Source organism: uncultured Porticoccus sp., from assembly GCF_963975625.1.
In the GTDB taxonomy this organism is placed as follows: Bacteria; Pseudomonadota; Gammaproteobacteria; order Pseudomonadales; family Porticoccaceae; genus Porticoccus.
Genome location: NZ_CAXBHS010000006.1, coordinates 70,033 through 89,099 on the forward strand (window position 1 = coordinate 70,033; position 19,067 = coordinate 89,099).

Sequence of the window (19,067 nt, forward strand, 5' to 3'; positions counted from 1 at the left end):
GCCTGCTACGTCCCATGAATCTGATGACACTGCTTGAACAACAACTGGGCCCAATGGCCTATCCGCTCTCACTTTGTGCGCTACTGTCCTTGATCATCCTGACAGAGCGGCTGGTTGTGATTGGTTACACAACCGTGCGCGGCAAACTCAGACGGGACAGCCTGACCGTCATGACAGGACATGCTGGACAACCAAAACATATCCAGCAGGAAATTGCTGCCGTGTGGCTGCAACACCGCCAACGGCGGCTGGCGAGCGGCATCCGGCTACTGCAAATACTCGCCCTGCTGTCGCCACTATTGGGACTGCTGGGTACAGTGGTTGGACTGATACAGGTCTTTGATACCCTGGGGGAACAACGGGGCCCCATTGAGCCCGCCATGCTTGCCGGCGGGTTGGGGATCGCCATGAAAACAACGGCCGCCGGACTGATCATTGCGGTGCCAGCACTGGTGGGCGCACACGGCTTCAATATGTGGGTCGACCAGTTGATCAGTGGGACTGAACAGTTTATCAATCTACAACTGCTGAAGCTCGATGGCGTCTCGATGGGTACCCTGCCGTGATTCGCTCGCCCCGCCAGATCAAGCTGGAAGCAGGCCTGGAACTGACCCCGTTGATTGACATCATCTTTATCGTCGTGGTGTTCCTGCTGCTTACCGCCAACCATCGACTGCTCTCTCTGCCGGTGAATATTCCGGATACCGACCAGGCTACCAGCGAACTGGCGGCAGGGCCTCAACGGCTGCTGATCACGCTCTATAAGGATTCGCCCCACTGGGGTATTGGCGAACAGCGCTACAACCATTGGCAGGAATTTCAGTCCCGCCTTTTGCCCCAGCTGGATGACAAAAACCGGCCTGTGACGGTCGCCCCCGATAGCCGCGCATCCGTGGAATCGCTGGTCAAACTGCTGGCGCTGTTGAATGAACGACAGATGACCGATACCCAAATCCTGATGGAATCGAAACCATGAAAAAATGCCCCCGCTCGTCCCTGATGTCAGCCCTGTTGACCGGGATATTATTTGGCGCTGCTGTCACGGCGCAGGCTGACACAAGGCTGGTGAGCACCGATGCGCTGGCCACTGAGCTGATCTTTGCCCTGCGGGCAGACAAGTATCTGGTTGCCGTGGACGTCACCAGCCACCTGCCACCGAATTACCGGCCACTTAAAATCGTCGGTTATCACCGCAACCTGTCTGCAGAAGGCCTGCTGAGCCTGTCACCCACGCTGGTGATTGGCAGTGAACATATGGGTCCGGCACCCGCACTTGATGCACTCAGGCAGGCTGGCGTCACCTTGCTGCAATTGCCTTCTCCAGATCATCCACAGCAGTTGCGTGACAATATTCAGCGAGTGGCCGAACCGCTGGGCCTGACCGAGACAGTGACACCCCTGCTGGCGAGGCTGGATCAACAGTTACTCGCCCTGGAAAGCCAGCCAGTAACAGGCAGCAGTGCCGCTTTCTTGCTGGCCACAGATCCCACAAAGCTTCGCCTGGCCGGTCACGGCACCACCGGCGAAGCTTTCATTCGACTCACCGGCGGCCACAATGTTGCCGATTTCACCAATTACCGCACTGTCTCGGCAGAATCCCTGCTGGCCATGGATCCCGACATCATCATTCTCGCCGGGCAGGAAAAAGACCGCGCTCTGGATAGTTTTCTCAAAAGCAATCCGGTACTGGCGCACAGCCGGGCCGCCCGCTCCGGGCACATTATTGCCGTTGATGGCAGTACACTGGTCGCGGGACTGAGCCTGGCGTCCATCGAAGAAGCCAGACAACTGACCCTTGCAGTAAAGGCGGACTGATGCGACTTCCCGTTATGATCTCCGGTATCGCGCTGGTTGCCATGATTATCCTCGGCAGCTTGCTGTCGCTATTGCAGGGCGCGCTGGATTTACCGCCAACAGAGAGCCTGCTGGCACTGTGCGATACCCTGTTCGGCACCCACTGGAGCATACTGGATGATTACCAGCGGGTAGTCATCACTGAGTTGAGACTGCCAAGATTACTGCTCTCTGTGTTTGTCGGCGCCATGCTGGCACAGTGTGGCGCAGTGATGCAGGGGCTGTTTCGCAACCCACTGGCAGACCCCGGTATTATCGGCGTTTCCTCCGGGGCTGCGGTCGGCGCTATTGTTGCTATCGCGATCTTTCCCGCCTCCATGGGCCCTCTGGCCGTGCCCGTGAGTGCTTTTGTTGCCGGCCTGCTCACCACAATGCTGGTGTACAGCCTGTCCCGGTCAAAACAGGGCACCTCCGTGCTGGTACTGTTGTTGGCCGGAGTGGCCATCTCCGCCTTTGCCGGTGCGACCATCGGTTTTATCAGCTACTTTTCAAACGATGAAAAGCTTCGCCAATTGAGCCTCTGGCAGATGGGTAGTCTTGCCGGTGCCAGTCAGGTAAACCTGTGGCTGGGATTTTTCACCGTTGTTGCCCTGGCTATTGCATTCCAAAGGAAGACATCCGCACTGAATGCACTGGTACTCGGAGAATGTGAGGCCCGCTATCTCGGTATCAACGTGGAAGGGCTCAAACGGCAGCTGATTATTCTGGTCGCCGTTGGGGTGGGCATCTCCGTCGCCTACGCTGGCATTATCGGCTTTATCGGGCTGGTAGTACCGCACCTGGTAAGGCTGGTGACCGGGCCTGACCACCGCAGCCTGATCCCGCTCTCTGCACTCTGCGGCGCCCTGCTCCTGCTGGTGGCCGACCTCATGGCAAGACTCGTGGTACAGCCAGCCGAACTGCCGGTGGGTCTGGTCACCGCATTGCTGGGGGCGCCCTTTTTTCTGGCGTTGTTAATTCAGCAACGACGCCAATGGAGCTAGTTCCCGCCATGCTTGAGTTGACCAATCTCCGCTCTCAAAGCGGCAAGATGCCACACCTTGCCGTTGAGCAACTGCGTATCGAGACGGGCATGATGGTAGGGGTCGCCGGTCCAAACGGGTCGGGAAAATCCACCTTGCTCAGGGCCATCGGTGGTGCTCTGTCAGTCGCCGGTGACATCCTTTTTTATCAGCGATCCTTACGCCACTGGGATCCACTGGACAGGGCGCGACACCTGGCCGCACTTCCCCAGTTCAGCCAGATCGGCTTTTCATTTACCGCCGACGAAATTGTTGCCATGGGAATGATTCCACTTTCCCTGTCCCGTCAAGAAGGCAGGCAGCAGGTAGCCGCTTTGATGAAAGACACGGATTGCCACCACCTGATCGGCAGGGCGTTTCCATCACTGTCCGGAGGAGAGAAGCAAAGAGTTCACCTGGCCAGGGTGTTACTGCAATTGAGCCAGGCCACACAGCCCCCACTGCTGGTGCTGGACGAACCGACCTCGGCACAGGATCTCAAACAACAGCACAGAATACTGGCACTGGCCCGCTCACTATGTCGCCAACGCGGTTACGCAGTCATCGCCGTGCTGCATGATCTCAACCATGTGCTGCGCTACTGCGACCATTGTGTATTGATGAAGGAAGGCAGATTATCCGCACAGGGAAAACCCGGCGATGTGCTCACCCAGAATACTATTGAGGCACACTGGGAATACCGACCACAACTGGTCGGCCATATGGAATCCATCCCGGTTTTTGTATAACCGTATACGGCTACCTGAGTCTTGGCAGCAGTATCTCACCGACCAGAGGGGAACCCCCCGGCTGTGGCTCCCAGTTGGGCCTGGCGCTAAACCAGTAGTCCGTTTTCAGTGCCAGCAACCGGTAGAGACCGGTGGGCAGATCACGTTTGATTTCCTCGTCATCACTGTGCACCTGGGCATAACTGAGTACGCCGTGGATGTAGTGATAGAGCAATCTGGCGGTTTGCTCGGCATCCACACCGTCATCGAGATACCCCGCTGACTGCAAGGCATTTACCAGTGACAGGTTGTATTTTACCGCAGTTTGAGACAGCAGCTGGAGCGCTTCGATCACTTTCTCGTCACCGGAGCCAATCTGTGCCCCAGCATTGTAAAAAGGGCAGCCCCGGATACCCGCACGATCATTGCCCATCTTCGCCACAAACAGAAAATGCACCAGATTTTCAAGTTGCTCGAGCGGGGTGTTGACCGGTGAAAAAACCGCATCAAGATCACTTTTTATCACCTGCCAGTAATAGGCTGTAGCCTCACAGAACAGTGCCGCCTTCGAATCAAAGTGGTGGTAAAAGGCACCCTTGGTGACGCCCGCCTGTTTGCAGATTTCATTCACACCGACACTGTTGTAATTACTCTGCCAGATCAGCTCAAGCGCTGTTTCCAGCAGGCGCTCCCGGGTTTCGGTTAACGACATATCAGGTATCTTTCAGGTTGAAGTCAGGCTTCACAGTATAGATACCTAACGGTTTGCCCAGCAACCCATGCCAGCTGGCAAAACCCCTGACACCGCTGCCGTCTGAAAACCCACGATGGTGTAACTGCGTTTACCTGTTGAAATATATTTATAAATTACTCAAATACAAAACGAGGCCCCAGGCAACCTATTTTGATTTCAGCAATTGACGGGCATACCGACCGGTATGTAAGCTGCTCTGTTAGGTAATAAATAGCCACCTGCTGCTGCAGGAGACTGCTTAACACATTGCATCTGGAGCTCAACCATGCCCGACACATCTGGCAAAAGGCACCCTCGCTTTGCTGCGGGCGCAATCACCGCTGTACTGTTGGCCCTGCTGGCGACCCTCTATTACGTCGCATTCCCACAGCAGGGCTATTCCAGTGACGAGACGGCAACAGGTGCACCACCTGCAAGACAGGTTCCCGTTACAGCGGTAACACTGCAATCCGTTCGCCTCTGGACACGCTTTGCCGGACGCCTGACCGCAGTAAATACCGCCGAGATAAAACCCCGGGTAAGCGGCGAGATTCAGCAGGTATTGTTTCAGGATGGTCAACTGGTCGAGCGGGGAGAGCTACTGTTTGTCATTGACCCCCGGCCCTACCAGGCCGCCGTGCAACAGGCAAAAGCGCAACTTGCCTCTGCAGAGTCCCGCACCACCCTGGCGCGAGACGAGCTGGCACGGGCCAGCAAGCTGGTCGAGCGGAAACTGGTATCGGACAGCATTTATGATGCGGCGAAAAATGAGTACCAGGTGGCCAGCGCAATGATTCGGGAGGCCGAAAGTGCCGTGGTAAGAACGGAGCTGGATCTCCAGTATGCGCACATCAAGGCGCCTTTTTCTGGCCGGATAAGCCGTGCAGAGCTCACCGTCGGCAACCTGGTGGAAGCCGGTGGCAGTGCGCCCGTACTGGCAACACTGGTATCCAACCAGCAGCTGTATGCCGAATTCAATGTGGACGAGCAAACCTATCTGCAATCAATCCGGACCACCGGTAATACCGCGTCGATGCCGGTAGAACTGACACTGGCGAACGACGACCGGGTTTACCGGGGCAAAGTCCATGCCTTCGATAATCAACTGGATATTTCCAGCGGAACCATTCGGGCGCGGGCCATCTTTGACAATACCGACGGTGCCCTGACACCCGGCATGTACGCCAATGTTCAACTCGGTGCAGCCACCGAAATGGAGGTATTGCTGATCCCCACTGGCGCGGTGGGCACCAATCAGGACAAGAAGTTTGTCTATGTGGTCGGCGAAGACCATATCGCCGCCTACCGCGAAGTCACCCTGGGCCAGTATCACAAAGGGCAACGGGTTGTGTTGAGCGGGTTGCAACCTGGCGATCAGGTAGTCATCAACGGACTCGCCCACATTCGACCGGGGATGCCGGTCGATCCCACACCTGCCCAACCCAAGGCTGCCGACACAACAGCTGAATAGACTCAATATTCCCCTGAAGGACCGCCATGAATATTTCCAGATTCTTTATAGATCGACCGATCTTCGCCGGGGTGCTCTCCCTGATGGTGATGATCGCCGGCATGCTGGCGATGTTTCAGTTGCCGATTTCCGAATATCCCGAGGTCACGCCGCCTTCAGTGGTCGTGAATGCGTCTTTTCCCGGCGCCAACCCCAAAGTCATTGCCGAGTCAGTGGCGACGCCGCTTGAGGAGCAACTCAGCGGCGTGGAAAACATGCTTTACATGTCTTCCCAGGCCACTTCGGATGGGCGGATGACCCTCACCGTCACCTTCAAAATAGGCACGGACCCCGATCTCGCCCAACAGATGGTGCAGAACCGGATATCTCAGGCCCTGCCCCGCTTGCCGGAAGTGACGCGGCAGCTCGGGGTAACGGTCGTGAAAAGCTCGCCAGATCTCACCCTGGTGGTCCACCTGGTATCACCGGATCAGCGCTACGATGAACTCTACCTGCGCAACTATGCGCTGATGCATGTCAAGGACGAACTGGCCAAGGTCAATGGGGTTGGTACAGTGCGCCTGTTTGGCTCCGGCGATTATGCGATGCGTATCTGGCTCGACCCGGAGAAAATTGCCGAGCGCCATCTCTCGGCCAATGAAGTAATTGCGGCGATCCGGGAACAGAATGTGCAGGTGGCAGCGGGCATCATCGGCGGCGCACCCATGGCCGAGCCGGTGGATGTACAGCTGCCCGTCAATGCCATGGGGCGACTGGAAACCCCGGAGGAGTTTTCGGACATCATCGTGCATGCCGGCAGCAGTGGTCAGATCACCCGGCTCAGGGATGTTGCACGCATTGAGATGGCGGCGGCCGATTACAATCTCAATGCCATGCTGGATAACAAACCCGCTGTGGCGATCCCGATTTTTCAGGCACCCGGTGCCAATGCCATCGCCATCTCCGATGAGGTGCGGCGCACCATGGAGACACTGAAGCCGCTGTTTCCCGAGGGCCTGGACTACGAAGTGGTCTACGATCCCACAGTGTTCGTCAAAGACTCTATCAAGGCCGTGGTGAAAACCCTGCTGGAAGCCCTGTTGCTGGTGGTGATTGTGGTCGTGGTCTTCCTCCAGACCTGGCGCGCCTCGATTATTCCGCTGCTGGCTGTGCCGGTATCGATTATCGGTACCTTCGCCCTGATGTGGATGTTCGGCTTTTCCATCAACACTCTGTCACTGTTCGGGCTGGTGTTGTCCATTGGCATCGTGGTGGACGACGCCATCGTGGTGGTGGAGAACGTCGAGCGCAACATTTCCGAGGGACTGGATCCCCGTGAGGCCACTTATCGAGCCATGCAGGAAGTCAGTGGGCCGATTATTGCGATCTCGCTCACTCTGGTGGCTGTATTTGTGCCGATTGCCTTTATCAGTGGGCTGACCGGCCAATTCTACAAGCAGTTCGCCCTGACCATTGCCATCTCAACCACCATCTCGGCTTTCAACTCTTTGACTCTAAGCCCTGCCCTAGCGGCGCTGCTGCTGAAAAGCCAGGATGCACCCAAAGATCGTCTAACCAGGATCATGGACAAATTGTTTGGCGGTTTTTTCCGGTTGTTCAACCGGGGCTTCAAAAAATCGTCCAGCGCCTACTCCACATCCATCGCCGGTTTACTGAGCCATAAAACCACGTCTTTTGCGGTTTATCTGGTATTGATCGGCGTGACGGCTATTGGCTTCAGCGGCCTGCCGAAGGGGTTTGTTCCACCCCAGGACAAACAGTACCTGATCAGTTTCGCGCAGCTGCCCGATGGTGCGTCTCTGGCCCGCACGGAAGCCGTCATCCGGGAGATGGGCAGCATTGCCATGGCCGAAGAGGGTGTCGCCAATGCGGTGCAGTTCCCCGGCCTCTCGGTGAACGGCTTTACCAATAGCGCCAGTGCCGGCATCGTTTTTGTCACACTGGAAAACTTTGACCAGCGCAATTCGCCCGAACTGTCTGCTGCGGCCATCGCCGAACGACTGCAAATGCAATATGCCGGTATCGAGGAAGCGTTCATTGCAATTTTTCCACCACCGCCGGTGATGGGTCTCGGCACCACCGGCGGGTTCAAGCTGCAGATCGAGGACCGCGCCAACCTCGGCTATGAGCAGTTGGCCGCGGTCGTGGACAGTGTTCAACAGGCCGCATGGCAGGACCCGGCACTGGTCAATGTCTATTCCAACTACAAGATCAATGTCCCCCAGTTATACGCCGATCTTGACCGAACCAAGGCAAAACAGCTCGGCCTGGATATCAAGGAAATCTTCGACACCATGCAGGTCTACCTCGGCTCGCTGTACGTGAATGATTTCAACCGTTTTGGCCGCACCTACCAGGTGATTGCCCAGGCGGATGCCGAATACCGCACCAACCCTGAAAACGCCTTGAACCTCAAAGTGAAAAATGACCGCGGAGAGATGGTGCCGCTGGGAAGTGTGCTGGAAATGAAAGAGAGCTACGGTCCGGAAAGCGCCATTCGCTACAACGGCTATCTGGCGGCAGACATGAATGGTGATGCGGCACCCGGCTATTCCAGTGGGCAGGCCCAGGATGCCATCAGCAAAATCCTCGACAGGGTACTACCACTCGGCATGACCTTTGAGTGGACAGATCTGACCTACCAACAGGTACTGAGCGGCAATACCGCCATCTTTATTTTCCCTCTATGCCTGTTGCTGGTCTTTCTCGTGCTGGCCGCACAGTACGAAAGCCTGGTACTGCCGTTGGTGGTGATCAGTATTGTGCCATTGTCAGTATTGTCGGCAGTGGCCGGCCTCTGGCTGACCGGTGGCGACAACAATATCTTCACCCAGATCAGCCTGTTTGTGCTGGCTGGACTGGCCAGCAAAAACGCCATTCTGATCGTGGAGTTTGCCCGGGAGCTGGAGCACAAGGGCATGGATACCTGGCACGCTGCAGTGACGTCCAGCCGGATGCGGTTGCGGCCAATTCTGATGACGTCCTTCGCATTCATCATGGGTGTAGTCCCAATGGTACTGTCTACCGGTGCAGGTTCTGAAATGCGCAGTGATATCGGGGTTGCGGTTTTCTCCGGTATGCTAGGCGTAACGTTTTTCGGGTTGTTCTTTACCCCGGTTTTCTATGTGCTGTTCAGAAAACTGTCAGGCACCAGCAAAGTCCACGTACCCGCAGAATAAATCGGACGGATCACTCCCGAAGCGCGTCGAGGGTCTTCTGATACAGTGATGCGTGTGGCCCACCCAGGGCCACTGCCTGTTCAGCCATGACAATCGCCTCAGCGTGTTCACCGAGTTCCGAGAGCAATTGAGCGAGATTGTTATAGGCAGGGGCAAAATCCGGGGCGACGGTGAGTAACCGCCGATACCCGGCAAGCGCCTCCGGCAGTTTGCCCATATCGTAATACAGGTTGGCCAGGGCAAACCCGAATATCTTGCTGTCCGGCCAGCGTCCCAGCCCTGCCTGATAGGCTTTCACCACGTCCACTGCAGGATTGTTGCGCGCAAAGTCGACCACCGAAAGGAAGTATTTCTGTTCGTCCACCTGCCGGGGCAACATCCCCGGTTTGAGCAGGACCACACCCCAGTAATCGCTGCGCCGCCAGGTTTGTTCAAACACTCCCAGCTTGGTCATGCGCCGCTTTTTCTCACCGGAATGCATCACCAGTTTTTCGCTGCTCAGGTCGTAACCAACCACGACCGCATAGTGCCAGACCTCATACCAGCTGACGCCAAGATTCTGTAACACCAACACCGGGTTGTCGGCCTGCACTTCACCGATCAGATGCTCGATACGGGGTTCGATAATATAGGGGATTCGCCCGTAAGATCTGGCAGCGGCCAGCATTTCTACCTGAAAACTGCCTTTTCTGTCGGGCACATACACCTTGCTCACCAGGTCGTCGGGAACCACTGAAGCAAGTCCCGATGCAGAGAGCACCGTAGCCAGCGCGGCGGGACCACAGTGATAATCGTTCTGCGGAAAAAAAGGCACTCCCTCTATGTGATGGGACGCATGCCGGGAACTGTCTTCGGCTTGCCCCGCCAGCAGCTGGTTTGTCTGGGGCGTGCTGACACACCCGGAAAGCAGAACAGAACACAGAAAAAAAACACGCGAGGTCATCGCGTGTTTTTGAAAGGCCGGACTACTGTGAGCCAATTTTAGACACCGGGGAAGATATCGGTCACCCCGGCAATATCAAGCAGAATCAGGATCAACAATACCAATGCGATTGTACCCAAAGCGCCCCCTGCAGGCAGGTCGGCCATCTGCTGGTTCAGCTCGGCGACCTCCGCGTCGCTCATTGAGTCAACCCGATCACTGACATCGGCAATATCAACACCTAGGCTGGTCAGTTTATCGGATACATCCTGACGAGCCAGAAGGTCTTTGATTTCTTCACGACCCAGATCGGAAGCCACCTCAGCGGCAACCGTATCGGTACCCACCATCACCGCATGGGACTGACTCACCAATCCAGCGAACATCACCATGGAAACCAGTATGTAGCAGACCAGTTGCCTAACGGATTGATTATTCATACTTGAACTCCCTATTGAAAAGAATTGGCCGCTGCAAGTCTGAAGTGCGCGGATACTTTAAAGATAGTAGAAACGTGGCTGACATACCGATACCGACTGGCCACTCAGGGAACACCTTCATCCTACTCCGGTTCTGACTGAATAACTGTTAAATCGATCATTGCATGACAAATGAATGTAACCGGCACAGGCAAAGGGATTTTTCATGGCAAGCAAGGTATCCGGTGAGGCCTGCAAGAGACAGGCCCACCGGATAATATGGAACGCTAGCGGATCACCAGGTAGAGGGAGTTGCCATTCCTGTTGACATGGAGCAGGACGGACTGCTTGCTCAGGGAAAGCGCTTTTTTGAAGCTATCTAGGTTGGTGACGCGCTGCCGGTTGGCACCCAGAATCACATCACCGGGGCGCAAACCGTTATAGGCGGCTACCGAGTTCGGTGATAAGCCCGACACCAGTACACCCTCACCATCCGGGTTGTTTTCAAAGCGGGCACCTTCCAGCAGCTTGTGCAATTCACCCGTGGTGGACGTCAATTGCTGTGGCTCACCTACCTTGATATCTACTTTTTTCACCTTGCCATCGCGAATGTAGGTGAGTCGCACTTCGTCACCAATGGATTTGATGCCGATCTGGCTGCGCAGCTGCCCGGATGAGTTGGTCGCTTCACCATCGACGGCAATAATCACATCCCCTGCCTCTACGCCCGCTTTCTTGGCAGTGGAGTCGTCACTGACACCGGTCACCAGTACGCCTCTCTGACCGTTCTCAAGATTGAAGGCTTCGCGCAACTCGGGCGTAATATCTTGGATACCAATACCCAGCTGACCGCGCTTCACTTCGCCATATTCGAGAATCTGATCCATACTGGCTTTGGCCATGTTGACTGGAATAGCAAAGCCGATGCCGATATTGCCGCCGGCCGGTGCCAGAATGGCAGTATTGATTCCCACCAGCTCCCCACCCAGGCTGACCAGTGCACCACCGGAGTTGCCGGGATTGATGGACGCATCTGTCTGTATGAAATTTTCATAGCCTTCAATACCGAGGCCGGTGCGATCCAGCGCACTGACGATACCGGTTGTCACGGTCTGTCCAAGCCCAAACGGGCTGCCGATGGCCACGACAAAGTCGCCGACCTCCAGTTTGCCGGAATCACCCAGTGGTACTTCAGCCAGGTTATCTGCCTCAATCTGCAAAATGGCGATATCCAACTCGGGGTCGGAACCTCTGACCTTGGCGGTAAACGAACGGCCATCCTCCATGGATACCTGGACTTCATCTGCACCTTTGATCACGTGGTAATTGGTCATCACAATGCCGTCATCGGCATTGACTATCACCCCTGAACCCGCGCTTTGCTGTCGTTTTCTGGGCGGCTGTTGACGCTGCTGACGGGGGTCGGGCGCATTGAAAAAATGTCGGAAAAAGGGGTCGTTCATCAAGGGATTGTTCGTAGCCTGCTGGCTGGAAAATGTCGCAATATTGACAACTGCCGGACTGACACTCTTCAGCATTGGCGACAGCGAGGGCAGCTCCCTGTCCGAGCCATCGTGCAGCGGTAGCGCCGCCTGGGTAAAACCGGCCACCAACAACATGGATACCGCGAGCATGAAATGTCTGAACTGATGCATGCTAAAAACTCCTGAGGATTACCGAAGGCCTGGCTGTCCAATGACAGGACCCAACCCATTTATTACTTGCTTGACCACTTGCCTTGACGCCGAGCCAACCGGCTAGGTTCTCGCCCTTGACAGTGTTGTGGGACACGGTTTGGAAAAAATAATTCCCAAGTATTTTCAGTAGGTGGGGCGGCAATCACCTGCCGCCCCGTTTGCTCAGGCCGCCTGGCTGTTTACCTGGCTGCTATCCTCGCTACTGCCCTTAGTATCTTCAAGTACATTCTCGCCATCACTGATCGGGATGGTTCTTGGCTTCATGGCCTCCGGAATTTCCTTGAGCAGGTTGATGGTCAGCAGGCCCTTGTTAAGATCCGCAGACGTCACTTCAACATGGTCCGCCAGGTTGAACTTGCGTTCGAAGGCACGCCGGGCGATCCCCTGATGCAGGTAGTTTCTGGATGTCTTGTCACTCGCCTTTTTGCCATACACCGTAAGTACCCCTTTCTCGACCTGGATATCCAGTTCGGCGCGGTCAAAGCCAGCCACAGCAATGGTGATGGCATAACGGTCCTCATCAAGCACTTCAATGTCGTAGGGCGGGTACACCGTCGAGGTTTGCTCAGTGCGCAACGCGGTTTCCAGCATCGGTTCGAGACGATCAAAGCCGATTGTGCTGCGATACAGCGGGGTCAGATCAACAGTTGCCATAACATATCCTCCATTAGAAGCAATATAAAAAGTAATGGTCGCGGGCATGCACTCTGCGGGAGACGAGACACCCACATAGCTTATGTAGGTACGGCAATCTGAATTTCAAGGGTCGCTTTGGATGGGCACTGAAATCATCCTCATCCTGGAAAACAGGACCGCAAAAGGCGTTTCAGCGGACCATCAACACGGATACAGGCGCGAACAGGGCGACCTGATGGCTCAGGGTGCCAAACGATTTTTGTTCCGGCTTGACGGTGCGGGCCGCCATCACAATCAGGTCTATCTTCTCTTCTTCGCAACAGTGGATAATTTCAGGGGCCCGCTTACCCACTGCAATCACCTTTTCAATTGGCACACCGGGAAACTCTGACTGAAAATGTTGCTGCCAACGCGTCAGGGTCTCGTCGGCCTGACTGGCAAGCTTCTGGTAGAAGGCTTCCAGCTCTCCATCGATTTCACCACCCAGTTTCTCCAGTACATGTAGCAGGTGTAGCTGGCCGTCGGACCGAATTGCTATCGACAGTGCTTCCCGGATAGCAGGTTCACTTTTATCCGTCAAATCTGTCGGCACCAGAATATTTTTATACATCGCTATGCCCCTATTCTTGAGTATTGCAATATGACTCGATTATGCAACCACCTAACGTCCAAAACCGTTCAGGATGGCTGTCACAACTGTTTACACTCCCTGTCCATAATGACATGTTAGTATCATTGCGGTGTAGTCGGTATCCATGGTCAAAGTCGCAGGCAACGCGACTATTGGCAAGGGTTATCTGTTTTCGCCTGCGAACAATGGAGAGTAAACATGAAGGCAGTGGTACTCGACAGTCTTGGTGGGCCTGAAAAGCTGACACTGCGTGATATTGAACGAAAAGCCCCAGGGCCAGGCGAAGTGAGTATAAAGCTGGCTGCCTGTGCACTGAACCGCCGCGACCTCTGGATCACACAGGGCAAGTACCCAAAAATAGAGTTACCCTGTGTTCCCGGCTCTGACGGCGCAGGGATTGTCGATGAACTGGGGGAGGGTGTCCAGAACGAGCTGCTCGGACAACAGGTGGTGATCTACCCTGCCAAAAACTGGGGCCCAGAACAGCGTCATTACGGCCCGGATTTTCGGGTACTGGGTATGCCAGATCAGGGCACTTTCGCCGAATACATCTGTGTTGCCGCGAGCGATGTTTACCCAAAACCCGCCCATCTCAACTGGCCACAGGCTGCCGCTATGCCGCTGGCGGGACTGACTGCCTGGCGTGCCGTGACCACCCAGGGAGATGTACAGCCCGGTCAGCGGGTATTGATTACCGGTGCCGGCAGTGGTGTTTCGACCTTTGCCGTTCTCTGGTGCCTTAATCTCGGCGCCGAAGTCTATGTCAGCAGTGGCAGCGATGAGAAGCTGGCTCACGCCAAAGTCATGGGGGTAACCGGTGGCGAAAACTACCGGGATCCGGCGTGCTATAAAAAACTTCGGCAACAATCCGGCGGCTTTCACACAGTGATCGACAGCGCTGGCGGCGACGCGCTCAACAGCCTGCTGGATAGTTTGTTACCCGGTGGGCGACTGGTCTTCTTTGGTGCCACCCTCGGCAACCCGGCCAAAGGGTTGGAACTGGCTAAACTTTTCTTCCGACAAATCCGTATACAGGGTACCACCATGGGCAGCAATGCAGAGTTTGCCGCCATGATCGACTTTGTGACAGCACACCGGATCCTGCCTGTTATTGATCGGGTGATGACGCTGGAGGACGCGGTCGCGGCCCATCAACGGATGGAAGGGTTTTCACACACCGGTAAAATAGTGCTGCTGAATGACTAACATCCCAGCAAGACGGCAACTTCGGTCGTCAGAACTCAACGCTCAACACGAGTGATTGCCATGTCTTCTCCCCGCGGGCAGTTCTCATCCCGTATTGGCTTTATTCTGGCGGCTTCGGGATCGGCAGTGGGGTTGGGGAATATCTGGGGATTTCCCACCAATGCCGCCGAGAATGGCGGCGGTGCCTTTGTACTGGTGTATTTCCTGCTGGCGTTTTGCCTGGCCTACCCGGCACTCATGGCCGAATTGATTATCGGTCGTCATACACGCGCCAATATGGTTTCTGCGCTGCAAATCATATCCCCCGGAAAAACCACCAGATTGCTGGGAAAACTGACGGGTTTTTACGGCATTATTGTCGCCGCACTGATCCTCAGCTTTTACGGCATTGTAGCCGGCTGGATGCTCGCTTATCTGCTGGAACCGATGGTCAGTCTCAGCGGAATGCCGGAGTTGGCCAACTGGCTCACTGAATTCAGCGCACCCCGAAACCTGCTGTTCTGCGCAATTTTCCTGGTTGTCACCTGCGCGGTTATCAGTGCCGGTGTTGAGCACGGCATCGAAAAATGGTCGTGCCGGTTAATGCCCGCTCTGCTGGCAATGATGGTTTTTCTGATCGTTTATGTGCTCACTCAGCCCGGCGCAGTCGAGGGGCTCAAACTCTACCTGATCCCGGATTTCAGCCGCATCGGTGATCCAAAATTGATCCTCAGTGCCCTCGGTCAGGCTTTCTTTTCCCTGTCACTCGGGGTCGGCACCATGCTGATCTACGGCTCGTATCTCAGGCCAGATGACAATCTTCCCGCCATGGGCGCCATTGTCACGGCACTGGATTCATCCGTAGCCTTTCTGGCGGGTCTGCTTGTACTGCCAGCGATGTTTGTCGCCCGGCATCAGGGGGTGGAAATCTATACGGCTCAGGGGACGTTGATGGCCGGGCCAGACCTGATTTTTCAAACACTACCCGCCCTGTTTCAAACCATGGCTGGCGGTACTGTGGTTGCTTTGCTGTTCTTTACCCTGCTATCTATCGCAGCGCTCACATCATCGATTTCCATGCTCGAAGTGCCCGTTTCCTACACTCTCGAACAACATGTTGCCAGTCGCCCTATGGCTACCTGGCTGTCCGGCGCGATAGTCTTTGCCATCAGCACGGTAATCGTGATGAATTTTGACACCCTGTTTACGGTCGTCGTGACCCTCACCACCCGCTACAGCCAGCCCCTGCTGGGACTGATGTTATGTGTTTTCGCCACCTGGGTCTGGCGCAGGGACCAGGTTCTGGAGGAAATTCGCCGAGGTCTGCCCGATGTACAGCACAGTCTGTTCTGGCGAGTCTGGCCCGGCTACGCAAAATTTTGCTGCCCGGCACTGATACTGCTGGTGCTGGCACAGAGTCTGATGAACTAGCGCTACACCTCAGAAAGTACCGCGGTAGTTGCCACCATCAATCAGGATATTCTGGCCGGTGATGTAGGCTGCCTGTCGGCTGCACAGGAACGCACAGGTGGCGCCAAATTCCTCGATCATACCCAACCGGCCGGCGGGCAGACCGGTAATAATGTCCCGGGCAGAAAGCCCCCTGCTGTTACCGATCAGTGCGGCGGCGCCATGACCCCGCTCGGTATCAAAGAGTCCCGGTAATAAATTATTGATGGTCACATTAAAGCGCGCCGGGTCCCGGGAGATCCCGGCCACAAAACCCGTCAACCCCGAACGGGCACCGTTGGACAACCCCAGCGGTTCAAACGGCTGCTTTACCGCAGCACTGGTGATATTGATAATCCGCCCAAACCGTCGCTCGATCATGCCATCCAGGGTACGGCGAATCATGTCAATCGGGCTATACATATTGCCATTGACCGCTTCGAACCATTCTTTCTGTCCCCAGTTGCGGAAATCTCCCGGCGGCGGTCCCCCGGCATTATTCACCAGAATATCCGGTGCAGAGCAGGCGGCAAGGACGGCATCCCGACCGGCCTCCGTGGTAATGTCACCCACCACTGTGGTCACCTCGGCACCGGTGGCTACCCGGATCTCCTCAGCGGTTGCTGCCAGCGTATCGGCCTGCCTTGCCATAATCACCAACTTGGCGCCCTCCGCTGCCAAGGCCATCGCACACCCCTTGCCCAGCCCTTTACTAGCGGCACAAACCAACGCCGTTTTTCCGGCAATTCCGAGCTCCATTCAATGATCCTCAACAATGGGTTAATGGCTTTCGGGGCCAAAGGCTAGCATGAAATCAGCAACAAATGACGCCTGTTAAAACTGCAGGATTGCCGGGGAGTATCGAACAAATAGACTACAACAACCTCGAATTTCTGGAAAACTGGCTCCGCAGAAACTCCATCTGATCCCCCAATATCCGCCTGGAGTTAATCAGTGCCAGATATTCCGCGTTGTTGGGCCTGAACGGCAGAGCGACTAACTGCATATTTAATTCATCGAGCAGACGGTCAGCTTTGTGCTGATTACAACGGCGACAGGCGGCAACCACGTTCTCCCAGCGATCCTCCCCACCCCTGGAAGTGGGCACGATGTGATCACGTGTGAGCGCATTGCTCTCAAAGGGACGGGCACAGTACATGCACAAATAACCATCGCGGGCAAACAGTGCAGGATTGCTCAGCGGGTGCCGTGTCTGTGGACGCGCCAACTGCTCACCGGTACAGGCAACGATACTGGGCAATACCATACGGGACTGTTCTCCGGTATGACGGCTATAACCCCCATGAACTTTTTTGACCACATCACCCAGCGTCCAGACGACAAGCTCCCTGGCAAACAGGCACACGGCTTCCTGCCAATCCAGCCATTCGATCGGTTGGCCTGCCTGATTGAGTCGTAAAATCCTCGGTTGTATCACACCGACCACCACTGCTGAATTCCAGAGGGGGCTGAAGACTGTTCTTCCAAAATGTAAAAAGCCCCATCAATAAAGGACGGGGCCTGGGGACCAGGGCAAAAAGGCGTAAAGCAGTCCCACCGCAGCATCACGGGTATTTTTTGGGGACGGCACACTGCTTTGGGCTCATTGCTGCAACTGAAGGCCTATTGCTCCTGCAAGGTACAACTTCAGCAATAATAACCCCCGAGAAAACACTGTCAACAGGTAAAAAATAAAGCCCTGATACAGGAGATATCAGGGCTTCTAGGGGCAGTACAGGAAATTGTGGTTTCCATCTGGAAACCACAGGGTAACCTAACATCCGTGTTTTTCCGTGGTCATTACGTTACACATCCATGTGTCACAGCATCCATGCCACGCCACTATCTACTCTTTCCAATGCAGCCACTATTGGTATTTTTCTGTTTTTTTTGTAGGAAAAAGATTACAGATGTGTGCTCACAGAATTGACCACATCACCTGGCTCGGTTAGTGTTGCAGCTTGATTTTTGGAGCGTAAAACGTGGCCAGCCGCAAAAAACCATTGGATTTTGAGGAAAAACTGCACCAGCTTGAAGAACTGGTCAACGACATGGAAAAGGGGACTTTAAGCTTGGAGGATTCACTCAAAGCCTTTGAAGTTGGTATTAAAATAACCCGCGAATGCCAGCAGGCACTCAAGGATGCCCAACTTAAAGTCGATATGCTGACTCGCGACTCCTCTGAGCCCAAGGTTTTTGATCCCGAGAGCGGCTGATGGACACGCTTCCTTTTGCAGACTTTCAGCAGCAGTCGCAGCAGCGAATTGATCAACATCTCAATGCCATACTCCCCATTGCCGGCCAGGGAGAAACCACCCTTTTCGAGGCAATTCGCTACAGTCTGTTCAACGGTGGCAAACGCATTCGTCCTCTACTGGCCTACGCTGCGGCCAATGCAGTGGGTGAAATCAATCCTTCCACCGACCGGGTAGCGGCAGCGCTGGAAATGATTCACGCCTATTCCCTGATTCACGATGACCTTCCCGCGATGGACAACGATGATTTGCGTCGTGGCAAGCCCACCTGCCACATTGCCTTTGACGAGGCCACGGCGATCCTGGCTGGCGACGGCCTGCAAACACTCGCATTTGAACAGCTACTTGAGGCACCGCAGTTGCCCCCGCAGACAACACTGCGCTTACTCGCGATGCTGACCAAAGCAGCCGGCATCAATGGCATGGTTTACGGTCAGGCCATCGATATGGCTGCCGTCAACCAAACGCTCACACTCCTGCAACTGGAACATATGCACCGCCACAAGACCGGCGCCATGATTTCCGCCAGCGTCATAATGGGGGGGATGACAGCCGGCGCTTCGGAAGAGCAACTCGGTGCGCTGAAAGATTATGGCGAAGCCATCGGTCTCGCGTTTCAAGTACAGGATGATATTCTCGATGGCACAACCGATACCGCTGTGCTTGGGAAGCAACAGGGATCAGACCAGGCCCGCAACAAACCCACGTATCTATCTCTACTGGGCATTGATGGTGCCCGACAAAAAGCCGCTGAGCTTCACGGCAAGTCACTGTCCGCACTGGCCAGTTTCGATGAGCGCGCAGACCAGCTTCGCGCCATAGCAAACTATATTGTCAAAAGGGAATACTAACGCACTGGACTATTGACCTCGGTAAACCGGGGACGTTTCACACGTCTTTTTGGTGT

At 55.3% G+C, this 19,067-nt stretch carries 19 protein-coding genes; 11 read left to right on the forward strand and 8 right to left on the reverse strand.

Annotated features, from left to right (window positions below; genetic code table 11):
* Window positions 1-14 precede the first annotated feature (14 nt).
* Genes AACZ64_RS07145 through AACZ64_RS07165 form a run of 5 tightly spaced genes read left to right on the forward strand, consistent with a single transcriptional unit; the run spans window position 15 to window position 3,604 of the window.
* The gene (locus AACZ64_RS07145) at window positions 15-566 is read left to right on the forward strand and encodes a MotA/TolQ/ExbB proton channel family protein (RefSeq protein WP_036859381.1); all 552 of its coding nucleotides are present in this window, start codon (window positions 15-17) and stop codon (window positions 564-566) included.
* Complete coding sequence (locus tag AACZ64_RS07150) at window positions 563-976, forward strand: biopolymer transporter ExbD (RefSeq protein ID WP_293615318.1); 414 nt, start codon at window positions 563-565, stop codon at window positions 974-976. Before AACZ64_RS07145 ends, AACZ64_RS07150 begins: the two co-directional genes overlap by 4 nt.
* Entirely contained in the window at window positions 973-1,815 is an 843-nt protein-coding gene (locus tag AACZ64_RS07155) for an ABC transporter substrate-binding protein (RefSeq protein ID WP_293615317.1), read from the forward strand. Before AACZ64_RS07150 ends, AACZ64_RS07155 begins: the two co-directional genes overlap by 4 nt.
* Window positions 1,815-2,837 (forward strand): iron ABC transporter permease, encoded by a 1,023-nt coding sequence (locus AACZ64_RS07160; protein ID WP_293615316.1) that lies wholly within the window; start codon window positions 1,815-1,817, stop codon window positions 2,835-2,837. Before AACZ64_RS07155 ends, AACZ64_RS07160 begins: the two co-directional genes overlap by 1 nt.
* Complete coding sequence (locus AACZ64_RS07165) at window positions 2,828-3,604, forward strand: heme ABC transporter ATP-binding protein (RefSeq protein WP_339639822.1); 777 nt, start codon at window positions 2,828-2,830, stop codon at window positions 3,602-3,604. The genes AACZ64_RS07160 and AACZ64_RS07165 overlap by 10 nt, the downstream gene beginning before the upstream one ends.
* Window positions 3,605-3,614: 10 nt before the next feature.
* On the opposite strand, the gene AACZ64_RS07170 is transcribed toward AACZ64_RS07165, so the two are convergent.
* Complete coding sequence (locus AACZ64_RS07170; protein WP_339639823.1) at window positions 3,615-4,295, reverse strand: TetR/AcrR family transcriptional regulator; 681 nt, start codon at window positions 4,293-4,295, stop codon at window positions 3,615-3,617.
* Window positions 4,296-4,602: 307 nt separating this feature from the next.
* On the opposite strand from AACZ64_RS07170, the gene AACZ64_RS07175 reads away from it, so the two are divergent.
* Both AACZ64_RS07175 and AACZ64_RS07180 read left to right on the forward strand, forming a co-directional pair.
* Complete coding sequence (locus AACZ64_RS07175; protein WP_339639824.1) at window positions 4,603-5,787, forward strand: efflux RND transporter periplasmic adaptor subunit; 1,185 nt, start codon at window positions 4,603-4,605, stop codon at window positions 5,785-5,787.
* 26 nt (window positions 5,788-5,813) lie between these two features.
* Window positions 5,814-8,966 carry a multidrug efflux RND transporter permease subunit gene (locus tag AACZ64_RS07180; RefSeq protein WP_339639825.1) on the forward strand — a complete coding sequence of 1,051 codons (3,153 nt, stop codon included), beginning with the start codon at window positions 5,814-5,816 and terminating at the stop codon, window positions 8,964-8,966.
* A gap of 10 nt (window positions 8,967-8,976) precedes the next feature.
* Here AACZ64_RS07180 and AACZ64_RS07185 read toward each other — a convergent pair whose 3' ends face one another.
* The 5 genes from AACZ64_RS07185 to AACZ64_RS07205 all read right to left on the reverse strand — a co-directional run bounded on the left by AACZ64_RS07185 (window position 8,977) and on the right by AACZ64_RS07205 (window position 13,250).
* Window positions 8,977-9,909 (reverse strand): PA2778 family cysteine peptidase, encoded by a 933-nt coding sequence (locus AACZ64_RS07185; protein ID WP_293615311.1) that lies wholly within the window; start codon window positions 9,907-9,909, stop codon window positions 8,977-8,979.
* Window positions 9,910-9,947: 38 nt separating this feature from the next.
* Window positions 9,948-10,328, reverse strand: coding sequence for a PA2779 family protein (locus AACZ64_RS07190; protein WP_293615310.1), 381 nt, complete (start codon window positions 10,326-10,328; stop codon window positions 9,948-9,950).
* Window positions 10,329-10,594: 266 nt separating this feature from the next.
* Window positions 10,595-11,962, reverse strand: a complete 1,368-nt coding sequence (locus tag AACZ64_RS07195; protein ID WP_293615309.1) for a Do family serine endopeptidase — start codon at window positions 11,960-11,962, stop codon at window positions 10,595-10,597.
* A gap of 204 nt (window positions 11,963-12,166) precedes the next feature.
* Window positions 12,167-12,658: an Hsp20 family protein gene (locus AACZ64_RS07200; RefSeq protein ID WP_293615308.1), complete on the reverse strand. Its 492-nt coding sequence runs from the start codon at window positions 12,656-12,658 to the stop codon at window positions 12,167-12,169.
* Between the two features lie 172 nt (window positions 12,659-12,830).
* A complete protein-coding gene (locus AACZ64_RS07205; protein WP_293615307.1) occupies window positions 12,831-13,250 on the reverse strand; it encodes a universal stress protein in 420 nt (139 codons plus the stop codon).
* Between the two features lie 219 nt (window positions 13,251-13,469).
* Here AACZ64_RS07205 and AACZ64_RS07210 point away from each other — a divergent pair, with 219 nt between their 5' ends.
* Window positions 13,470-14,477 (forward strand): zinc-binding dehydrogenase, encoded by a 1,008-nt coding sequence (locus tag AACZ64_RS07210; RefSeq protein WP_339639826.1) that lies wholly within the window; start codon window positions 13,470-13,472, stop codon window positions 14,475-14,477.
* A 60-nt stretch (window positions 14,478-14,537) separates the two neighbouring features.
* A complete protein-coding gene (locus AACZ64_RS07215; protein ID WP_339639827.1) occupies window positions 14,538-15,887 on the forward strand; it encodes a sodium-dependent transporter in 1,350 nt (449 codons plus the stop codon).
* A 9-nt stretch (window positions 15,888-15,896) separates the two neighbouring features.
* Here the strand turns inward: AACZ64_RS07215 and AACZ64_RS07220 are convergent, their stop codons facing one another.
* Entirely contained in the window at window positions 15,897-16,664 is a 768-nt protein-coding gene (locus AACZ64_RS07220) for an SDR family oxidoreductase (RefSeq protein WP_339639828.1), read from the reverse strand.
* A 115-nt stretch (window positions 16,665-16,779) separates the two neighbouring features.
* Entirely contained in the window at window positions 16,780-17,340 is a 561-nt protein-coding gene (locus AACZ64_RS07225; protein WP_293615330.1) for an HNH endonuclease, read from the reverse strand.
* Window positions 17,341-17,887: 547 nt separating this feature from the next.
* Here AACZ64_RS07225 and AACZ64_RS07230 point away from each other — a divergent pair.
* Together AACZ64_RS07230 and AACZ64_RS07235 are read left to right on the forward strand one after the other, a co-directional pair.
* Window positions 17,888-18,121 carry an exodeoxyribonuclease VII small subunit gene (locus AACZ64_RS07230; RefSeq protein WP_293615303.1) on the forward strand — a complete coding sequence of 78 codons (234 nt, stop codon included), beginning with the start codon at window positions 17,888-17,890 and terminating at the stop codon, window positions 18,119-18,121.
* Window positions 18,121-19,011, forward strand: a complete 891-nt coding sequence (locus AACZ64_RS07235) for a farnesyl diphosphate synthase (protein ID WP_293615302.1) — start codon at window positions 18,121-18,123, stop codon at window positions 19,009-19,011. Before AACZ64_RS07230 ends, AACZ64_RS07235 begins: the two co-directional genes overlap by 1 nt.
* Window positions 19,012-19,067: the final 56 nt, after the last annotated feature.